The organism is Thermobacillus xylanilyticus (assembly GCF_907165215.1).
Classification (GTDB): domain Bacteria; phylum Bacillota; class Bacilli; order Paenibacillales; family Paenibacillaceae; genus Thermobacillus; species Thermobacillus xylanilyticus.
In genome coordinates this window covers 76,569-93,482 of the sequence record NZ_CAJRAY010000085.1, presented here as the reverse complement: position 1 = coordinate 93,482, position 16,914 = coordinate 76,569, and the positions used below count along the sequence as shown (strand labels likewise).

Below are 16,914 nucleotides of genomic sequence, written 5' to 3'. Positions count from 1 at the left end.
GCCGTTATTCAGGCTTGCCGCTGCGAGCAGGCCAGCATTAACGGCACGGAATGCCGTTAATGGCTGCCATTGTTCATTCCCTGGGGCTCACGCTGCCTTTTAACGGCACGGCGTGCCGTTATTCAGGCTTGCCGCTGCGAGCAGGCCAGCATTAACGGCACGGAATGCCGTTAAGAGCCCTGTGCTGCAAGCTGGTGCCGCAGACAAAACAGCGGCAATCCCGTGAGCCGCTACTTCACGACGGCCGTGCCTTCACCGAGCAGCCGGCCGATCGCGGCGAACAGCTCGCGGGAAGGTTTGACGCGCACGCTGTCGCCCAGTTCGATCGTCCGCTGTTCCCGCTCGTAGTAAAGCACCGTGCGCAGCGGGCCCGGATGGCCGTCCAGCAGACGGCGGAGCTCCCGGAGCACGCCGGGCTGTTCCCGGTCCGCCGGTATGCGGACGAAAACCCGCTGCTCGCGGGAAGCGGTCCGCCGCGACGCCGAAGCCTGGGGCGGCACGGAGGCCGGCAAAGGCGCCTCCGCGCGCAGGGCAGCCGCATCGTCAGGCCGTTTCGGCCCGCCGCCCGGCAATGGCGCGGCAGCCGTCCCCGGCGCATGTGCAGATGCGGCCGCGGAAGCGTCGGGTCCGCCGTGTGCGCTCCGGCCCGCGCTGAAGCCCGCGCCGCTCATGCCGCTTGCGCCGGGCTCGCCGGCCGCCGGGCGCCGGGCGCGCGCGTTCGCGCGGCCGCGCATCCGCCGGACATGGGGAGCCGGATTCGGCCCGTCCAGCGGCACGATGTCGTCCACGATCAGCTTGAAATCTTCATCCTGCTGCTGCACGACCGCCTGCACCAGGGCGAGCTTGCCCTTCTCCAGCCAGAAGCTGCTTCGCTTCCATACGCTCTGGAAGACGACCGCTTCCACGCGCGCGATCCGGTCTTCCAGCTCCAGGAAGCCCATCTGCTGCCCCTTGCGGGTCGTGAACGGCTTCACCGAGACGATCAGCGCGGCCGTCACGACCGCGGCGCCGTCCGGCGCGTCGGCCAGCTCGTACAGCCGGTCGACGCCGAGCCGCTCCAGCTCCGCTTCCCGCTCGTCCAGCGGATGGCCCGACAGGTACAGGCCGAGCAGCTCGCGTTCGAATTCGAGCTGCTGCCCCCGGGTGTAGGGCCGCACGTCCGGCAGCTCGACGTCCCAGTTGTTCACTTCCTCGAAGCCGAACAGCTCGATCTGCAGCTCTTCCCGTTCCTTCCGCCACTTCGAGACCGATTCGATCGTCTCGTCGAGCGCCGCGAGCAGCTGGGCGCGGTGGCCGGGCAGCCCGTCGCACGCTCCCGACAAAATGAGCGATTCCAGCACCCGCTTGTTCACGACCCGGAGGTCGACGCGCCGGCACAGGTCGAGCAGGCTGTCGAACGGCCGCTCCTCCCGGGCCGCCTTGATCGCCTCGATCGCCTGCGTGCCGACGTTCTTCACGGCGCCGAGCCCGAAACGGATCGCGCCTTCCGTCGGCGTGAACGATTCCTCGCTCTCGCTGACGTCCGGCGGCAGCACCGGGATGCCCATCCGGCGGCATTCGTCGACGTATTCCGCCGTCTTCCGCTGGTTCCCGGTGACGGAGGCGAGCATCGACGCCATGAACGGGATCGGATAGTGCGCCTTCAGATAGGCGGTCTGGAACGCGAGCACCGCATAAGCGGCGGCATGCGCCCGGGGGAAGCCGTAGTCCGCGAACCGGACGATCATGTCGTACACCGCGTTCGCCTCCGCTTCGGTGTACCCCTGCTTCACGCTGCCCGCGACAAAATGCTCCCGCTCCTTGTCCAGCGTCTCGCGCTTCTTCTTCGACACCGCGCGCCGCAGCAGATCCGCTTCGCCGAGGGAGAAGCCGGCCATCTTCGAGGCGATCTGCATGATCTGCTCCTGATAGACGATGATGCCGTACGTGTCGGCGAGAATCGGCTCGAGCGACGGATGCGGATAGGTCACCTTCGCGCGTCCGTGCTTGCCGGCGATATATTGCGGAATGAACTCCATCGGCCCCGGACGGTACAGCGCGAGCACCGACACGAGATCCTCGAAGACCGTCGGTTTCAGATCGCGCAGCACGCGCCGCATGCCGGCCGATTCGAGCTGGAAAATGCCCGTCGTCTCGCCCCGGCTGAGCATCGCGTACGTCTTCGGGTCGTCGTCCGGCACCCGCCGGAAATCGACCGTCTTCCCGTACAGCTTGCGGATCCAGGCCAGCGTCCGCTCGAGGATGGAGAGCGTGCGGAGGCCCAGGAAGTCCATCTTGAGCAGTCCGACGGCTTCGAGCGCGTCCATCGGATATTGCGTGAGCGCGGTCCCTTCGCCGCCGGACTGCAGCGGCACATGGTCCGTCAGCGGATCCTTCGAGATGACGACGCCGGCCGCGTGGGTCGACGCGTGCCGCGGCATGCCCTCGACCTTGGCCGCCGTCTTGACCAGATGGTCGACACGCGGATTCTTCTCGCACAGGGCGCGCAGTTCCGGACTCGCTTCAAGCGCCTTCTCCAGCGTCATGCCGGGCTGGTTCGGAATGAGCTTCGCCGCCCGGTCGACTTCCGCGTACGGCACGGCGAGCGCCCGACCGACGTCGCGCACGGCCGCCCGCGCGGCCAGCGTCCCGAACGTGATGATCTGCGCCACGTGCTCTTCGCCGTATTTCGCGGTCACATAGGCGATCACTTCGTCGCGCCGCTCGTCGTCGAAGTCGATGTCGATATCCGGCATCGACACCCGCTCCGGATTGAGAAAACGCTCGAACAGCAGTTTGTACTTCAGCGGGTCGACGTCGGTAATGAACAGCACGTAAGCGGCGAGACTGCCGGCGGAAGAACCGCGGCCCGGTCCCGTCCGGATGCCCCGCTCGCGGGCGAACCGGATGAAATCCCAGACGATGAGAAAATAGTCGCTGTACCCCATCCGCTCGATGACGTCCAGCTCATACGCCAGCCTGCGCTCCGCTTCCGCGCGGAAGGCGGGATCGCTGCGCCACGCCGCCGTTCCGCCGTAGCGCGCGGCCAGCCCGTCCCGGCACAGCGCCCGCAAATATTCCGCGGAGGTCATCCCTTCCGGAACCGGTCGGAACACGGGAAGATGCGCCCGGCCGAACGTCAGCTCCAGATTGCAGGATTCGGCGATCCGCACCGTATTGCCCAGCGCCTCCGGCACATGCCGGAACCGCTCCGCCATCTCCTCCGCCGATTTCAGGTAGTTCTGGTCGGTCGTGATCTTCAGCCTGTCCTCGTCCTCGATCGTTTTGCCCGTCCCGATGCAGAGCAGCACTTCCTGCAGCGCCGCGTCCTCCGGCCGCAGGTAGTGGACATCGTTCGTCGCGGCGAGCGGGATGCCGGTCTCCTCCGACAGGCGGATAAGGCCGGCCGCCACTTTCTTCTGCTCCGGCATGCCGTGATCCTGAATCTCCAGGTAGAAATCGTCGCCGAACATGTCCCTGAGGCGCAGCGCAACCCGCTTCGCTTCCTCGTCCCGTCCGTGCAGCAGATGCTGCGGAATCTCGCCGTTCAGGCAGCCGCTCAGCACGATCAGCCCGTCCGCGTGGGCGGCGAGCGCTTCGTAGTCGATGCGCGGCTTGTAGTGGAAGCCTTCCAGATGGGCGATCGAGGTGAGCCGCATCAGATTGCGGTAGCCGTCGGCATTTTTCGCAAGCAGCGTCAGGTGGTGGATCGGATGGTCACGGCGCGAACCCTTTTCCAGCCGGGAGCCCGGCGTCAGGTAAACCTCGCAGCCGATGATCGGCTTGATTCCGCGGGCGACGCAGGCGTTGTAGAACGGAATCGCGCCGTACATGACCCCGTGGTCGGTGAGCGCGAGCGCCTTCATGCCGAGCTCGGCCGCCCGGTCCGCCAGGCCGCGGATGCGCGCCGCGCCGTCGAGCAGACTGTATTCGCTGTGCACATGAAGATGAACGAACGAATCCGGTCGCGTCATAAGCGTTTGTCCCTTCCGTACGCGTAATTACGCCATCATTTTATCATAAAAAAGCTTGGTCATCTCATAGACTGGTAGCGGGAAAGGCCTGTCCAATGCGGAACATGCGGGAGGTGCCGGCATGATCGTTTTTCTGTCGACGGCTGTTATCGATTTCTTCATCGCCTTCGGGGTCATCATCGGCGGATCGCTGCTCGCCGCAATCGGCGCGGTATTCGTCTCGTATCCGCCGGCTTCGACGATGCTCGACACGGCCATGCGGCTCAAGATATGGGCGATCGTCGTCGCGATCGGCGGCACGATCGACCCGGTGCGCGTCATCGAGGCGAACGTCACCGAAGGCCATCTGTCGCCGGCCGTTCAACAGATTCTGCTTATCGCCTGCGCGTTCCTCGGGGCGCATCTCGGGACCGAACTGATCCGCTGGATCGTCCGGGGGGGACTGTGACGATGCGGGTGCCGTCGTTCGACCGGTTCCGCAGGATGAGCACCGCGCTCGGCATTTTCGTGCTCGGCATGGTCGCGGGCGCCGCGGTGTACAACGGGCTGTTCGCCGCCAAGTTCGACGCGCTGGTCGAGCGGCTGCACGAGACGGAAGAGAAGCTCGGGGAATATGAGCTGGAGATCCGGAAGCTGACGAATTACCGGAACCAGCACGGCATCATCAAATCGGTCGTGCTCCACATCGAGACCGGCCGCGGTCCGGACGGCAGTCCGAAGCCGCTTGACACGGTGACCGAAACAAGGCTCAAGCAGCAGCTCCGGCGCGATCTCTCCGCTTTCCTCGGGCGCAGCGTCTACGACATCGACTCGGAAGCCCGCCTGGCGCGGCTTCTGCTGGACGGCAAAGTGTACAAGGGATTGAAGAACACCGATTACGTGGTCGAGATCCGCACCGTGCTGGTCGCCGACGGCACGATGACCGTCTGGGTAACGGCGCGGCCAAGGCTGCCGGGCTGAATGAAATATGACAAATCCCGGCCCGATTTGATACAATGGCGAAAGATTGGACGTTTGATCACCCGGACGATATCGGGGTGCTGATCAACCGTCTTTTTCAGCTTCGTGCGTGCTGAAGTCTCGCCGGACGGGCGCCTTGAAGCACTGTAACGTGGTATCCGCGTTACAAATTCGTCTGGTAGGCACCTTGAAGCGCCGTAGCGTGATATCCGCGTTACAGACCCGCCGGACAGGCGCCTTGAGGCGCCGTAGCGTGGTATCCGCGTTACAGACCCGCCGGACAGGCGCCTTGAGGCGCCGTAACGTGGTATCCGCGTTACAGACCCGCCGGACAGGCGCCTTGAGGCGCCGTAGCGTGGTATCCGCGTTACAGACCCGCAGAACAAGCTCCTTGAGGCACTTTAGCGTGGAATCCGCGTTACAGACTCTTGCGAGACTTCGAACGCCTCATTTACGCACTATACACGTTGCAACCGCACCATAAAAATGGGACCGCCCGCAATCACCATCTCAAATCCGTCTTGCGGACAGGCCCGTGAAATGCAAAGGAGCCGACCATACATCATGCCGATCGAAAATGCCGTTCTGCAATGGGTGCTCTCCATAGGCGTGATCGCCTCGCTTGCGGCGACCGTCTATTACAGCCTCCGGTACCGGCGAAGCGCCGATCCGAAGACGCGCGGCCTGCTGTCCGCGCGGATGAACATCGTCATGGGCATCATGCTGATCCTGCTTTCGCTGATCCAGATGCTGCTGTTCACCGGCTCGACCATCCGCGTCATCGTCGGCGCCGTTTTCCTGCTGCTCGGCCTGTTCAATCTGTTCGCCGGGCTGCGCAACCACAGCGTCTACCGTTCGCTGAAGTAATCCTTTACAGCGGATCGATCATCTGCGCCGCGGCGAGCGCCTTGACGGCCAGGCCGTGCTCGTCGTGCAGCTCCATCTCCACCTTGGCCGATTTGCGGCTCAGTTCGAGCAGACGCGGCATGAGCCGAACCTCCGCCTCAATCTGCACCGGGCGGACGAAATACGTCGTGATGCTCTCCACGACATGGCCGCGCCGGGAAACCTCGCGAATCGTCTGCTTCGCTGCCAATGTCAGAAGCGAGAGCAGCGTGCCCTCGGATACGGTGCCGGCCGGTCCGGACATCTGCGGCGTCATCTTGCCGACATAGACCGGCAGCGCGTCTTCCGTCCGCTTCTCCTCCGTGAACCCGCTCCAGATCAGATCATCGATCGTCTCGCCCGGCTGCTGCTTGCCGGCGAACTGCATCGCCCGCGTAATGTCCGACCGGCTGACGACCGCCAGCAGCCGCCGGTGCCGGTCGACGATCGGCAGGAGGTCGATGCCCTCGCTCGTCATCCGGTGGGCAGCCGCCGCGACAGGCATCGACGGATGTGCCGTAACCGGCGGGCGGGTCATCCGCTTCTCTATCGCCTCATCCGGTTCCGCGCCGTCGGCGTCGCGCGCCGTCATCATGCCGACGATCCGGCCCCGGTCGTCGACGACGGGAAAACGTGCGAATCCCGTCCGCTCCCGCAGCCGCAGGTAGTCGGCGACCGTCTCGCTCATCCGCAGCGTAAGCGGCGCGCTGTCCGTCGTGACGATGTCTTCGAGCAGCATGATCTTCCGCGTAATGAGCCGGTCGTACATCGCCCGGTTGATCATCGAGGCGACCGTGAACGTGTCGTGCTTCGACGAAATGACCGGCAGCCCGGTCTCGTCGGCCAGCCGGATGACGTCTTCGCCGGTGCCGAATCCGCCGGTGATCAGCACGCCAGCGTGCCGCTCAAGCGCCCGCCGGTGCGCGTTCTCCCGGTTGCCGACGATCAGCAGGCTGCCGGCGTCGATATAGCGGACCATCGCATCGAGCTCCATCGCGCCGATGACGAATTTGTGCAGCGGCTTGTCCAGTCCCGCCGCGCCGCCGAGCACCTGGCCCTCGACGATGCCCGCCACGTCGCCGAATGTCAGCCGTCCGTCCCGCTGTCCCTGCTTCTTCTCGATCCGCACCGTGCCGATGCGCTCCCGCGTGCTGACATAGCCGGCGCTCTCCGCTTCTTTCAAAGCCCGGTATGCCGTTCCTTCGCTGACATGCAGCTTGCGGGCGAGCGAGCGGACCGAGAGACGGGCGCCCACCTTGAGATCCTTGATATATTCCAAAATGCGTTCGTGCTTCGTCGCCGCCTCGTCGCGCGGAACTTCCGGCATAATCATCTTCCCTCCGCTCATGCGAAATGTTATTCTCATTTTACCAGAAAGCCGTTAAAGTAAGGATATGCCCCGGCTCCGTTTCACCAACATTCGACACCGGGGCCTAGCGCGAGGTGTGTATGGAGTTTCCGTTGCTGCTCAAGGTAGGAAGTCTTGTCACGTTTCCCGAGGCGCTGACCGCGTCCTGGTTCTGCTTTCGTTTCTTCGGGCTGCGCCCGCCCCGATTCTTCCCCAGGCTGATCTTGCTGGCGATTGCGGCGTCCGTGCTCATCGTCATCAGCCTGGCGCTGGCCGATCCGCTCATCCAGCCGTTCGCCGGCATGGTGTTGTATTTTGCCGTCTTGTCGCTCGTCTGTCCCGATCTGCCGTGGAAGGTCCGCGCCTTCCTCACGCTCGTCACGGGCTTGCTCTTCTTCCTGGTCGAGCTGTCATCCGTTGTCTATCTGGCATCCATCGGCGGCAGCCTGCCGACGGATCCCGGCGACTGGCCGCTGTATCGCTTCTTCCAGAAGTTTTGGCCCGCGCATGCGCTGCTCGGCTCCTCCGCCTTGTGGATGGAGATCACCGGACGCTCTCCCGGCCGGCGCGTGCTGCATTTTCTCATGAACGAGCGCAACCGGTACATTCAGCATTATGTCGTCCTCGCCTTCGTCCAGTGTTTTCTCCTGATCCTGCTGTTCATGACGCGGTATGTGCACGTGCGCGAATCCGGCATGCGCCTGCTGTTCTATGTCGGCATTTTCGCGGTCATCGTCATATCCTTCCTGACCGTGCGGCTGATCGCGAGAGCGCGCGACGAAGCGATCCGCGTGACGCAGGAGGCGTTCGTCGGCGACCTGATGCAGATGCTGACGACGATCCGCGGCCAGCGGCACGACTTCGTCAATCATGTGCAGACGATGTACGCGATGCTCACCATGAAGAAGCACGAACAGCTGAAACAATACATGGAAGAAGTGGTCGGGGAGATCCGGTCGGTAACCCGGCTGGCCGAAAAAATTCCGGCCACGGCGCTCGAATCGCTGCTGATGGCCAAGCAGGCGATTGCCCAGGTCAAGCAGATCCGGTTCGAGTACCGGCTGACGGAACTGCCGGAAGGCCTGTCCGCGGTGCGCAGCATCGATCTGGTGCGAATCGTGGGCAACCTGGTCGACAACGCCTTCGATGAAGTGATGAAGCAGAAGGAGAGTTCGCGGATCGTGACGCTGGACATCGACCAGGCGGAAGGCGAGCTGTGCATCAGCGTCGGCAACGCCGGCGATCCGCTGACGGAGGCGGAGCGGAAGCGCATCTTCACCCCCGGCTACAGCACGAAAAAGAAAGGCCACGAAGGGCTCGGACTGCCGATCGTCGTCGAACGCGTCCGGCATTACGGCGGCGATGTCGAAGTCGGCTTCCAGCCGGAGCGCGGCATCGTCTTCACCGCCCGCATTCCGATCAATCCGGAAGTGCGGCATGTCTGATACCTTGAGGCGCGGGGCGGCCTGATCACCGGACAAGCTGCAGGAACACGGACTGGATCAGTCCGATGATGCCGCCGAGCAGCGCGCCCAGCCAGGTGATCGCGCGGAATTCCCGTCCCGACAGGCTCAGAATGATCCGCTCGACCTGTTCGACCGGGAATTTCTCGACTTGCTTCTGCACAAGCTGCGGCAGTTCGAACGCGGCGACGACCGTCTCCAGCCGGCGGTCCAGCAGGTCGAACGCGGCGCCGACGATCGTCCGCAGCGCCTCTCCCCATACAGATTCATGGCGGATAAGCAGTTCGCCGACATTCGCCTTCTCGAGTTCGCCGATCCGCTCTTCCAGGCGAAGCAGCCGCAAGGCCTGCTCTTTCAGCCAGGGGAGCGGATTTTCTTCGCCCGACAGGCGCGCCGCCGCCTGCTCGAGCGTCCAGTCTCCCGCTTCCGCCAGCTTCTTCGCGATGAACGTCCGCATCATCTCGCGCAGCGCGCCGCTTTCAAGTTGCTCGACCAGCACCTCGGTCAATTTCGCCGCCGCCTTGTCCTCATCCACGAAAATGCCCGCGAGCACGCCGATCCATCCGCCCGTCCGGTCCAGCAGCCCGTCGATCATGTTGCGCAGCGTCCGCTGGCCGCGAATGGAAAGCAGCTCCTCCCGGAGCGAAGCGGTCAGCCAGTCCGACAGATCTTCCGCCCATCCGGCGGCCTTCTCTTCGGACCAGCCGGGCACCAGCTCCGCAAGCCGTTTGGACTTCCAGCCGCCTTCTTCCCACAGCCGCTCGACCCACCGCTCCGTCAGAACGTTTCCCCGGGCCGCCCATTTCATCCGCATCGCTTCCCATGATTCACGATCCGTGAACTTCAGGATCAGCCGTTCCGCCGTGAGGCCTTCTTCGGCGCGGGCCAGAAGCCAGCTTCGGATCTTCGCGGCCGCGGCTTCCTGCATCGCGCCGCCGCGCAGCCACTCCCGAATCCCGTCGGCCGTCACGAGATAGTCCGCGACGACATGGCCCAGCGCCGCGGCGATCTCGTCCTTGCGCTTCGGGATGAGGCCCGGCGTGAACGGAACCCGTCTGCCCAGGATGTACAGCGCGCGCCGCGGATGGAACAGCATTTTGATCGCGAAATGATTGGTCAACGCGCCGACGAAAGCGGCGACGCACACATTCACCGTGATGAATAGCCACAGCTGCATCTTTGGTCCGTCCTTTTGCGCGATCGGCCGGAGGGGCCAATCACCAGTGTATAGATGTCCTCATATAGTGGAGTAATCGTGATCATTGACCAGCTTGTGCCGTCGAGCGGCCCAGGGCGCCTGCGTGAGGGACGAAAGGAGATCGAGATGCAAAGTTCGAAGATCAGCGTTCAGATCGTCAGCCCCGGCATCCTGTCCGAAGATACGCTCATGCTTGGCGAATCGCACCTCAAAAAGTGGCAAATTCCGCAAGGTCAGACCGTTCAGCTCAAATTCGGCGCTTACCGCGACAACGTGAAAGTGATTCCCGTCCAGCGCTACGACGGCATGCGCATCAGTCAGGCCCTGGCCGGCCGGCTCGGTCTGCACGCGCCGTGCACCCTCCGCATGCGCTATCGCCGCGCATCGCGCCAGCTCGTGCTCGGACCGCTCATCGGCGTGCTGGTCAGCCGGGATTATCCGAATTCGCCTGATCGTCCGTTCGGATCCATCACCAGTTTCTGCAAGGAATTGGTGGATGCAGCGCGCATCCAGGGCGCTTCGGTCTATTTTCTGACGCCGGCGATGCTCGGCGGCAGCGTCTCCAGGCTGGACGTCTGGGTCTATGCCGACGGATGGCGCCGCGCGAAGGCGCCCGCGCCGGATGTCGTCAACAATCGGCTGACGACGCGCAAGCTGGAGAATAAAACCAGCGTACAACATTTCTTCAAGGAAGTAAAATCGCGCTTCGGCACGCAGGTGTTCAACGAAAAATTTCTCGACAAGTCGGAAGTGTTCAGCGCGCTCCGCAAACAGCCGTCGCTCGGCCGGTATTTGCCCGAATCCCACCTGCTGGGCGGCTTTCCGATGCTGAAATCGATGTGCTCCCGCTACAGTACGGTGTTCCTGAAGCCGGTCCGCGGCAGCCTCGGCAAGGGGATCATCAAGATTGTCCGCCTGCCGTCGGGAGGATACGCCGCGCATCATGCGACATCGCTCGGCACGCGCCGCCAGCAGTTTCCGACGCTGCTCAAGCTGTACGCCGCCATCTCGGGCAAGCTGCGCGCGGCCCGCTACCAGGTCCAGCAGGGACTGAACCTGATCGAGACCGGGGGCCGGCCGATCGATTTCCGCGCGCTGGTGCAGAAGAACGGTTCCGGCGAGTGGATCGTGACTTCGATCGTGGCGCGGATCGCGGGCGGCCAGCATTTCGTGTCGAATATCGCCAGAGGCGGCACGCTCAGCACGGTGAGGGAAGCGATCGCGAAATCGAACCTGGCGGCCGGCCGCCAGGATGCCTCCGCACGGCTCCGGACGGCCGCCCTGCAGATCGCGGCCGGCGTCGATGCGCAAATTCCGGCGCATTTCGGCGAACTCGGCATCGACCTCGCGCTCGACACGTCCGGGCGCGTCTGGCTGCTGGAAGTGAACAGCAAGCCGTCCAAGAACGACAATACCCCGCTCTCCGCCACGGGCATCCGGCCGTCCGTGCGGGTCATGCTGCTCTATGCGCGCCATCTGGCCGGACTGTGAGCGGCCCGCCCGCCGCGGCGGGCGGGGACGGTTCGGCGTGCTGATCAGCCGGGAGCCGACCGGCGGCCGGATGCCGGAAGACCGCCTGTGCCGGATGCTGGCGGCGGCCGGAAGCGACATGGGGCTTGACGTGATCGTGTTTGCGCCGGAAGGCGTCCGGGAGGAGCGCGGCCGCGGACTGGTGCGCGGCTGGACGCTCGCGGAGGGCGGCTGGATGCCGCTGCTTGCGCCCGTGCCGCCGGTCTGGTTCGACCGGCGGTTCCCGCGCTCTCCGGCAGAGCAGGCGGCAGGCGCGCGCGCCGTCCGCATCCTGCGGCGGCACGGCGCGGCGCCGCTCGGCTGCGCTCTGCCGGGCAAGGCGCAGGTGTATGCGGCGCTCAGGCGGTGCCGCGCGCTGGCCCCGCTGCTGCCGCCGACGGCGGCCTTCAGGCCGCGGCGGCTCGCCGGGCTGCTCAAGGCGCATCCGGCCGGCTTGTTCCTGAAGCCGGCCGCCGGCATGCAAGGCCGCGGCACGGCCGCCTTGCGCCCCGAGCCCGGCGGCGGCATCGTCCGCATTGCCGGGCGGACGATGCGGAACGAGGCGTTCGAGCTGCGCGTGCCCGAGGAGCGGCTCGCGCAGGCGGCCGAGGCGCTGACCCGCGGCCGCCCCTACCTCGTGCAGCCGCTGCTCGATTTGCGGACGGCGAAGGACGAACCGTTCGACCTCCGCCTGTTCGTGCAGAAGGACGGCTCCGGACGGTGGGGCGTGACCGGCGCCGCCGTCCGGATCGGCCGGCGGGGCACGGTGGCGAGCAATCTGCACGGCGGCGGCACGGCGCGCCCCGCATTGCCTTTCCTCGCGGCAATGCTGGGCGATCAAGCGGCCGCCCGGCTGCTGGGTGAGGCGAAGCGCGCCGCGCTGCTGGCCGCCCGCGAGGCCGAGCGCGCGTTCGGCCGGCTGGCGGAGATCGGCGCCGATTTCGGCATTGAACCGGATGGCCGGCTGTGGCTGCTCGAACTCAACGCGAAGCCCGGGCGCGCCATCTTCGCGGAGATCGGCGATGACGCGGGCGAACGGCTGGCCGCGGAACGGACGATTTCTTACGGCCTCCGTCTGATGGCGGCGGGCGCGCCGGCCCGGGGGGCCCCGGGCCCCGCGCTTCTTACGGACCGGCGCCGGAAGCGCTGCATGAACGGGACGACTGCTCACTCTACGGCTACCATGCAGGAGGTTCAATCATGAGTCTGACGAATTGCAACGTCCGCTTCTCGCAACAGGCCGACCGGGTCGTGTACGTTACCGGGGCGCTGCTGAAGCAGCTCAAGCTGACCGGCAAAAAGCGGATCCAGCTCAAGCTCGGCAGAGAGAAAGCGACGGCCGTCCTGCGCCCGCTGCGCAGGAACGGGAAGTACATCTACCTGTCGGCCGGCATCCGCAATCTGATGGGCGTGCCGAAGGCGGGAAGCGTCTATATCCAGAACGCGAACAACGAAGTGCAGATCGGCCCGCTCATCGGCGTGCTCACGGACTCCTCCGTCCGGACCGCCTCGATGCCGTTCGGCTCCCGCACGCCGTTCATCCGGCAGCTGCTGGCGATCGGCGGCAAGAAGGCGTACTTCTTCGCGTTCACGCCGCGCGACATCGACTGGCAGTCCGAGCAGGTGAACGGCTGGTTCCTGAACCCGAAGGGCGGGTGGATCCGCAAGAAGGTGCCGCTGCCCGACGTCGTCTACAACCGGCTGCCGAGCCGCCGGGCGGAGCTGACGTCGTCGATCACCGGACTCCGGGAAAGGTTCGTCCGCAAAAACATCCCCTTCTTCAACTGGAGCTTCTTCAACAAATCGGATGTCTACGACCTCCTGCAAGGTGATCCGGACGGCGAGAAACATTTGCCGGAATCGGTGTCCGGGCCGACGCCGGAGAAAATCAAAGAAATGATCGAGAAGCACCAGTTCGTCTATTTCAAACCGACGGCCGGCAGCCTCGGCGCCGGCATCTATCGGCTGACGTATCACCCGAAACGCGGTTACTTCGCCAGGTACCGGCGGAACGGCCGCAACGTGCTGCTCCGGTTCCCTTCATTCCGCTCCCTCATGCGCATGCTGCAGGCGCGGCACGGAAGCTCGCTGTCCCGCTACGTCATCCAGCAGGGGATCCGGCTCGTCGAAATCGACGGATGTCCGATCGACTTCCGCTTCCATATGCACAAGAACGGCAACAACGAGTGGGTCCCTGTCGGCATCGGCGCCAAGAAAGCCGGGCGCGGCAGCGTGACGACGCACATCAAGAACGGCGGCTCGCTCATGACGCCCGAGCAGGCGCTCAGCCGGACGTTCGGCGAACGCGCCGGCGAAGTGCTGGAGAACGCGAAGAAAGTCGCCGTCAAGCTGTCCGAGGCGATTGAGCGGAACTATCCGCATACGCTCGGCGAACTCGGGCTGGACATCGGCATTGACAAGAACGGCGGCGTCTGGATGTTCGAAGCGAACGCGAAGCCCGGCCGCTCGATCTTCAAGCATCCGGCGCTCAAATCCCAAGGCCGGGCGTCCATGGAATATATTCTGGAACATTGCCTGTATCTGGCCCGCTTCAGGAGGAGGGAGGCATAATGCAGCATCCTGCTGCGGAACAGCAGCCCGCCGTAGACGCCAAAGCGAAGCGCCCGGCGTTCGCGATTCTGACGATCGAGGACGACGTGCAGCTTTTCCGGGGCAACCGGAACAACTTCGCCGACCTGATCAAGACCGGCCGGGAGCTCGGCTTCACCACCTACGTCGTGACGGTGAGCCAGCTCAAGCTGTCGAAGCCGCGCGTGGCCGGCTACACGTTCTCGGAAGAGACGCAGACGTGGAAGAAAGGCTGGTTTCCTCTTCCGGACATCGTCTACAACCGGGTGCCGATGCGCGAAGACGAAATGCTCCCCGCGGTGCGGCGCAAAATCGCGGCCTGCCTGAAACATCCGAACATCCGGCTGTTCAACCCCGCGTTCTTCAACAAATGGAGCCTGTTCGAGTGGCTGAGCATGTCGAAGACGACCCGGCCGTACATTCCGGTAACGCGCCGGCTCATCAGCCGGGAAAGCCTCCGGAACATGCTCAAGCAGCATCCGTTCCTGTACCTCAAGCCGGTCAGCGGCAAGGCGGGCGTCGGCATCATGTCCGTGCGGCTGTTCAAGGAGAAACAGCTTCCCTACCGGCTGAAGCTGCAGCAGAAGAAGCGGAGCAAGACGTTCCGCTGCGGCACGTTCAGCGCGCTGTGGAACCGGATCAAGAAGCAGAGCCAGGGCGAGCGGTACATCGCGCAGCAGGGCATTGAACTCGCCGCTTACGGCGACCGGCAGTTCGATCTTCGGGTGCTCATCCAGAAAAATCAGCGCGGCCAGTGGGACATTACCGGCATCGGCGCGCGGCTCGCCGGGTCGGCGAGCATTACGACCCACGTGCCGCGCGGCGGCAGCATCGAGGAGCCGGAGAAGCTGCTGGTCGGCGCGTTCGGTCCCGAGCACGCGCGCAAGATTCTGACCAAGGTGAAGAGCGCCGCCCTGCTCATCGCCCGTCAGATCGAGCGGGCTTCCGGCCATGAGCTCGGCGAGATGTCGATGGATCTCGGCGTCGACAAGCAGGGCGGCATCTGGTTCTTCGAGGCGAACTCGAAGCCGATGAAGTTCGATGAGCCGCACATCCGGCAAAAGTCCCTCGAACGCATTTTCCAATACAGCCACTTCCTGCTCAAACAGAAGAAAAAGAAGAAAGCGAGCGGAGCCTGATGGAGACGAAAATCCGCTTCGTGACACCGGTCAAATGGATTCTGCACCGCCGGAGGCTGCTCGCGTTCGCGGCGGCGTTCGGCGACGGCGCGATCGGCGAAGACGCGCTGCGCCGGCTGGCCGAACTCGATCCGGTGCTGCTCGGCCGTCCGGATAGGACCGGCACGGCCTGCGTCGTCGCGAAAGCGGGCGGCTGGACGGCCGGCGTCGCGCTGGCGATAGGCCGGGGCCGGGAAGCGTTTGTTGTCGTCGTGCATCCCGCCGTGCGCGGCCGCGGCATCGGGACGACCCTGACCCGGGCGCTGCTGGCGCGGACCGGGTCGCTGGACTGCCGCGTGCCGGCCTCCGACAGCCGGGCCGTCGCCATGTGCAGGCGCGCCGGACTGGCGGAGGTCGACGCACCGGAAGATGCGGACGGCGGCTTCGTGCGGTTTGCGGGCGCGCTGACGGCGGGACCGGACCGCTGCGCCGAACGGGAGTGTGAACCCTGACATGGGAAAACCGGTGCTCGGCATCATGACGCTCTACCTGAATGACCGCGGCCTGCTGGAAGAACGGTCCGTATACAAGAAAATGACGCTGGCCGCCCGGAAACTCGGCCTCGATCTGATCGTATTCACGCCGGATGACGTCAACTACAAGACGAACCGGATCCACGCCCAGCGGTATTTGCCGGAGTCCGGCACATGGACGCGGGAGTGGACCGGATTCCCGCACATGATCTTCGACCGGTGCCGGATCCAGCGAAGCAAGCGCTTCGAACGGCTGAAATATTTTCGTTCCAGGTATGCGCATCATCTGTTTCTGAACAAACCGATCGGCAACAAGTGGTCGGTCTACCGGACACTCGCCCGCGACACCCGGTTCCGCGACCATCTGCCGCAAACGCGGATGTACGAGAGCAGCAGAGATTTGACCGAAATGCTCAAGCGGCATTCGCTGCTCTATCTGAAGCCGGCGGGCGGCACGGGCGGACGGGGCATTCTGCGCATTCAGCGCTCGGGCGCAAGCCTGCTCGTCCAGGGACGCGACCATTCCCGGCGGATCATCCGCCCGATGCGCATCCGGCCGTCCCTGCTTCCGGCGAAGCTCGCCGGCTGGGATCTGCGCGGACGAAAATATCTGGTGCAGCAAGGCATCCAGATCCGGCTTTCGAACGGCCGGGTGCACGATTACCGGCTGCTCGTGCAGAAGAACGGCCGCGGCGAATGGAGCGTGACGGGCTGCGCCGTGCGGATCGGTCCGCCGGGCAGCGTGACGAGCAACCTGCACGGCGGCGGCCAGGCGGCGCCGCTGTCCTCGGTGCTGCCCGGCTGGCTCGGCAGCGAGGCGAAGGCGAAGCAGGTGCAGGAAGAGATCGGGCAATTCGGCGTCGACGTCGCCCGGTATCTGGAAAACTGTTTCGGCCCGTTGTGCGAGCTGGCCTTGGATCTTGCGATCGACAAGGACGGCCGGTTCTGGCTGCTGGAAGTAAATCCGAAGCCGGCGCGCGACGTGTTCCGCCGGGCCGGCGAAAAGGAGGCGTACCGGCTGGCGCTCGTGCGGCCGCTGCAATACGCGCTGTGGCTGTACCGGAATCGTCTGCGCCGGCGGCGGACGGCCGGGAAAACGGCGGGACGGTCGTCGCAACGGACGACGGGCAAGACGGCGGGCGGGACGGCCGGCAGAACGACCGGCCGCACGACGGGCCGGACGGCGGGCGGCGCGGCGGCGCAGACATGGGGACGGCCTGCGAGCCGGACCGGCAAGCAGCCGGAAGCCGCCGTATCTTCGGTCGATGCGGCCGGCGAGCCGATGGCGTCCGAAACATGGCAGGCATGAACGATCACCCCGACACCGCTGCCGAGACGGCGGGTCGGGGTGTGATGCT

General features: G+C 65.0%; 13 protein-coding genes. 10 read left to right on the top strand and 3 right to left on the bottom strand.

Going from position 1 to position 16,914, the window contains the following annotated elements:
* Window positions 1–230 precede the first annotated feature (230 nt).
* A complete protein-coding gene (locus KJQ12_RS16515) occupies window positions 231–3,953 on the bottom strand; it encodes a DNA polymerase III subunit alpha (protein ID WP_213486117.1) in 3,723 nt (1,240 codons plus the stop codon).
* Window positions 3,954–4,074: 121 nt separating this feature from the next.
* Here KJQ12_RS16515 and KJQ12_RS16510 point away from each other — a divergent pair, with 121 nt between their 5' ends.
* The 3 genes from KJQ12_RS16510 (at window position 4,075) to KJQ12_RS16500 (ending at window position 5,780) form a co-directional block, all read left to right on the top strand.
* A complete protein-coding gene (locus KJQ12_RS16510; RefSeq protein WP_015255459.1) occupies window positions 4,075–4,401 on the top strand; it encodes a YtrH family sporulation protein in 327 nt (108 codons plus the stop codon).
* Window positions 4,402–4,403: 2 nt separating this feature from the next.
* Window positions 4,404–4,913 carry a sporulation membrane protein YtrI gene (locus KJQ12_RS16505; RefSeq protein WP_213486115.1) on the top strand — a complete coding sequence of 170 codons (510 nt, stop codon included), beginning with the start codon at window positions 4,404–4,406 and terminating at the stop codon, window positions 4,911–4,913.
* Window positions 4,914–5,477: 564 nt separating this feature from the next.
* A complete protein-coding gene (locus tag KJQ12_RS16500) occupies window positions 5,478–5,780 on the top strand; it encodes a YtpI family protein (RefSeq protein WP_213486113.1) in 303 nt (100 codons plus the stop codon).
* Window positions 5,781–5,784: 4 nt separating this feature from the next.
* Here the strand turns inward: KJQ12_RS16500 and KJQ12_RS16495 are convergent, their stop codons facing one another.
* Window positions 5,785–7,125, bottom strand: a complete 1,341-nt coding sequence (locus KJQ12_RS16495) for a DRTGG domain-containing protein (RefSeq protein WP_213486111.1) — start codon at window positions 7,123–7,125, stop codon at window positions 5,785–5,787.
* 122 nt (window positions 7,126–7,247) lie between these two features.
* Here KJQ12_RS16495 and KJQ12_RS16490 point away from each other — a divergent pair, with 122 nt between their 5' ends.
* A complete protein-coding gene (locus KJQ12_RS16490) occupies window positions 7,248–8,591 on the top strand; it encodes a sensor histidine kinase (RefSeq protein WP_213486108.1) in 1,344 nt (447 codons plus the stop codon).
* Window positions 8,592–8,616: 25 nt separating this feature from the next.
* On the opposite strand, the gene KJQ12_RS16485 is transcribed toward KJQ12_RS16490, so the two are convergent.
* Window positions 8,617–9,786, bottom strand: coding sequence for a DUF445 domain-containing protein (locus KJQ12_RS16485; RefSeq protein WP_213486107.1), 1,170 nt, complete (start codon window positions 9,784–9,786; stop codon window positions 8,617–8,619).
* 147 nt (window positions 9,787–9,933) lie between these two features.
* Here KJQ12_RS16485 and KJQ12_RS16480 point away from each other — a divergent pair, with 147 nt between their 5' ends.
* From KJQ12_RS16480 to KJQ12_RS16455, 6 genes are read left to right on the top strand one after another with little or no spacing between them, the layout of a single operon-like run.
* Window positions 9,934–11,298 carry a YheC/YheD family endospore coat-associated protein gene (locus KJQ12_RS16480; protein WP_213486106.1) on the top strand — a complete coding sequence of 455 codons (1,365 nt, stop codon included), beginning with the start codon at window positions 9,934–9,936 and terminating at the stop codon, window positions 11,296–11,298.
* The gene (locus KJQ12_RS16475; RefSeq protein WP_213486105.1) at window positions 11,273–12,520 is read left to right on the top strand and encodes a YheC/YheD family endospore coat-associated protein; all 1,248 of its coding nucleotides are present in this window, start codon (window positions 11,273–11,275) and stop codon (window positions 12,518–12,520) included. Before KJQ12_RS16480 ends, KJQ12_RS16475 begins: the two co-directional genes overlap by 26 nt.
* Complete coding sequence (locus KJQ12_RS16470; protein ID WP_213486103.1) at window positions 12,517–13,887, top strand: YheC/YheD family endospore coat-associated protein; 1,371 nt, start codon at window positions 12,517–12,519, stop codon at window positions 13,885–13,887. Before KJQ12_RS16475 ends, KJQ12_RS16470 begins: the two co-directional genes overlap by 4 nt.
* Window positions 13,887–15,044, top strand: a complete 1,158-nt coding sequence (locus KJQ12_RS16465) for a YheC/YheD family endospore coat-associated protein (RefSeq protein ID WP_015255468.1) — start codon at window positions 13,887–13,889, stop codon at window positions 15,042–15,044. Before KJQ12_RS16470 ends, KJQ12_RS16465 begins: the two co-directional genes overlap by 1 nt.
* Window positions 15,044–15,535, top strand: a complete 492-nt coding sequence (locus KJQ12_RS16460) for a GNAT family N-acetyltransferase (RefSeq protein ID WP_015255469.1) — start codon at window positions 15,044–15,046, stop codon at window positions 15,533–15,535. The genes KJQ12_RS16465 and KJQ12_RS16460 overlap by 1 nt, the downstream gene beginning before the upstream one ends.
* Before the next feature lies 1 nt (window position 15,536).
* Entirely contained in the window at window positions 15,537–16,865 is a 1,329-nt protein-coding gene (locus tag KJQ12_RS16455) for a YheC/YheD family endospore coat-associated protein (RefSeq protein WP_015255470.1), read from the top strand.
* Window positions 16,866–16,914 lie beyond the last annotated feature (49 nt).

Excerpts from the sequence above, each read along its gene's own strand:
- KJQ12_RS16515 (WP_213486117.1), bottom strand. The coding sequence starts at position 3,953 with ATGACGCGACCGGATTCGTTCGTTCATCTTCATGTGCACAGCGAATAC.
- KJQ12_RS16510 (WP_015255459.1), top strand. The coding sequence starts at position 4,075 with ATGATCGTTTTTCTGTCGACGGCTGTTATCGATTTCTTCATCGCCTTC.
- KJQ12_RS16505 (WP_213486115.1), top strand. The coding sequence starts at position 4,404 with ATGCGGGTGCCGTCGTTCGACCGGTTCCGCAGGATGAGCACCGCGCTC.
- KJQ12_RS16500 (WP_213486113.1), top strand. The coding sequence starts at position 5,478 with ATGCCGATCGAAAATGCCGTTCTGCAATGGGTGCTCTCCATAGGCGTG.
- KJQ12_RS16495 (WP_213486111.1), bottom strand. The coding sequence starts at position 7,125 with ATGCCGGAAGTTCCGCGCGACGAGGCGGCGACGAAGCACGAACGCATT.
- KJQ12_RS16490 (WP_213486108.1), top strand. The coding sequence starts at position 7,248 with ATGGAGTTTCCGTTGCTGCTCAAGGTAGGAAGTCTTGTCACGTTTCCC.
- KJQ12_RS16485 (WP_213486107.1), bottom strand. The coding sequence starts at position 9,786 with ATGCAGCTGTGGCTATTCATCACGGTGAATGTGTGCGTCGCCGCTTTC.
- KJQ12_RS16480 (WP_213486106.1), top strand. The coding sequence starts at position 9,934 with ATGCAAAGTTCGAAGATCAGCGTTCAGATCGTCAGCCCCGGCATCCTG.
- KJQ12_RS16475 (WP_213486105.1), top strand. The coding sequence starts at position 11,273 with ATGCGCGCCATCTGGCCGGACTGTGAGCGGCCCGCCCGCCGCGGCGGG.
- KJQ12_RS16470 (WP_213486103.1), top strand. The coding sequence starts at position 12,517 with ATGAGTCTGACGAATTGCAACGTCCGCTTCTCGCAACAGGCCGACCGG.
- KJQ12_RS16465 (WP_015255468.1), top strand. The coding sequence starts at position 13,887 with ATGCAGCATCCTGCTGCGGAACAGCAGCCCGCCGTAGACGCCAAAGCG.
- KJQ12_RS16460 (WP_015255469.1), top strand. The coding sequence starts at position 15,044 with ATGGAGACGAAAATCCGCTTCGTGACACCGGTCAAATGGATTCTGCAC.
- KJQ12_RS16455 (WP_015255470.1), top strand. The coding sequence starts at position 15,537 with ATGGGAAAACCGGTGCTCGGCATCATGACGCTCTACCTGAATGACCGC.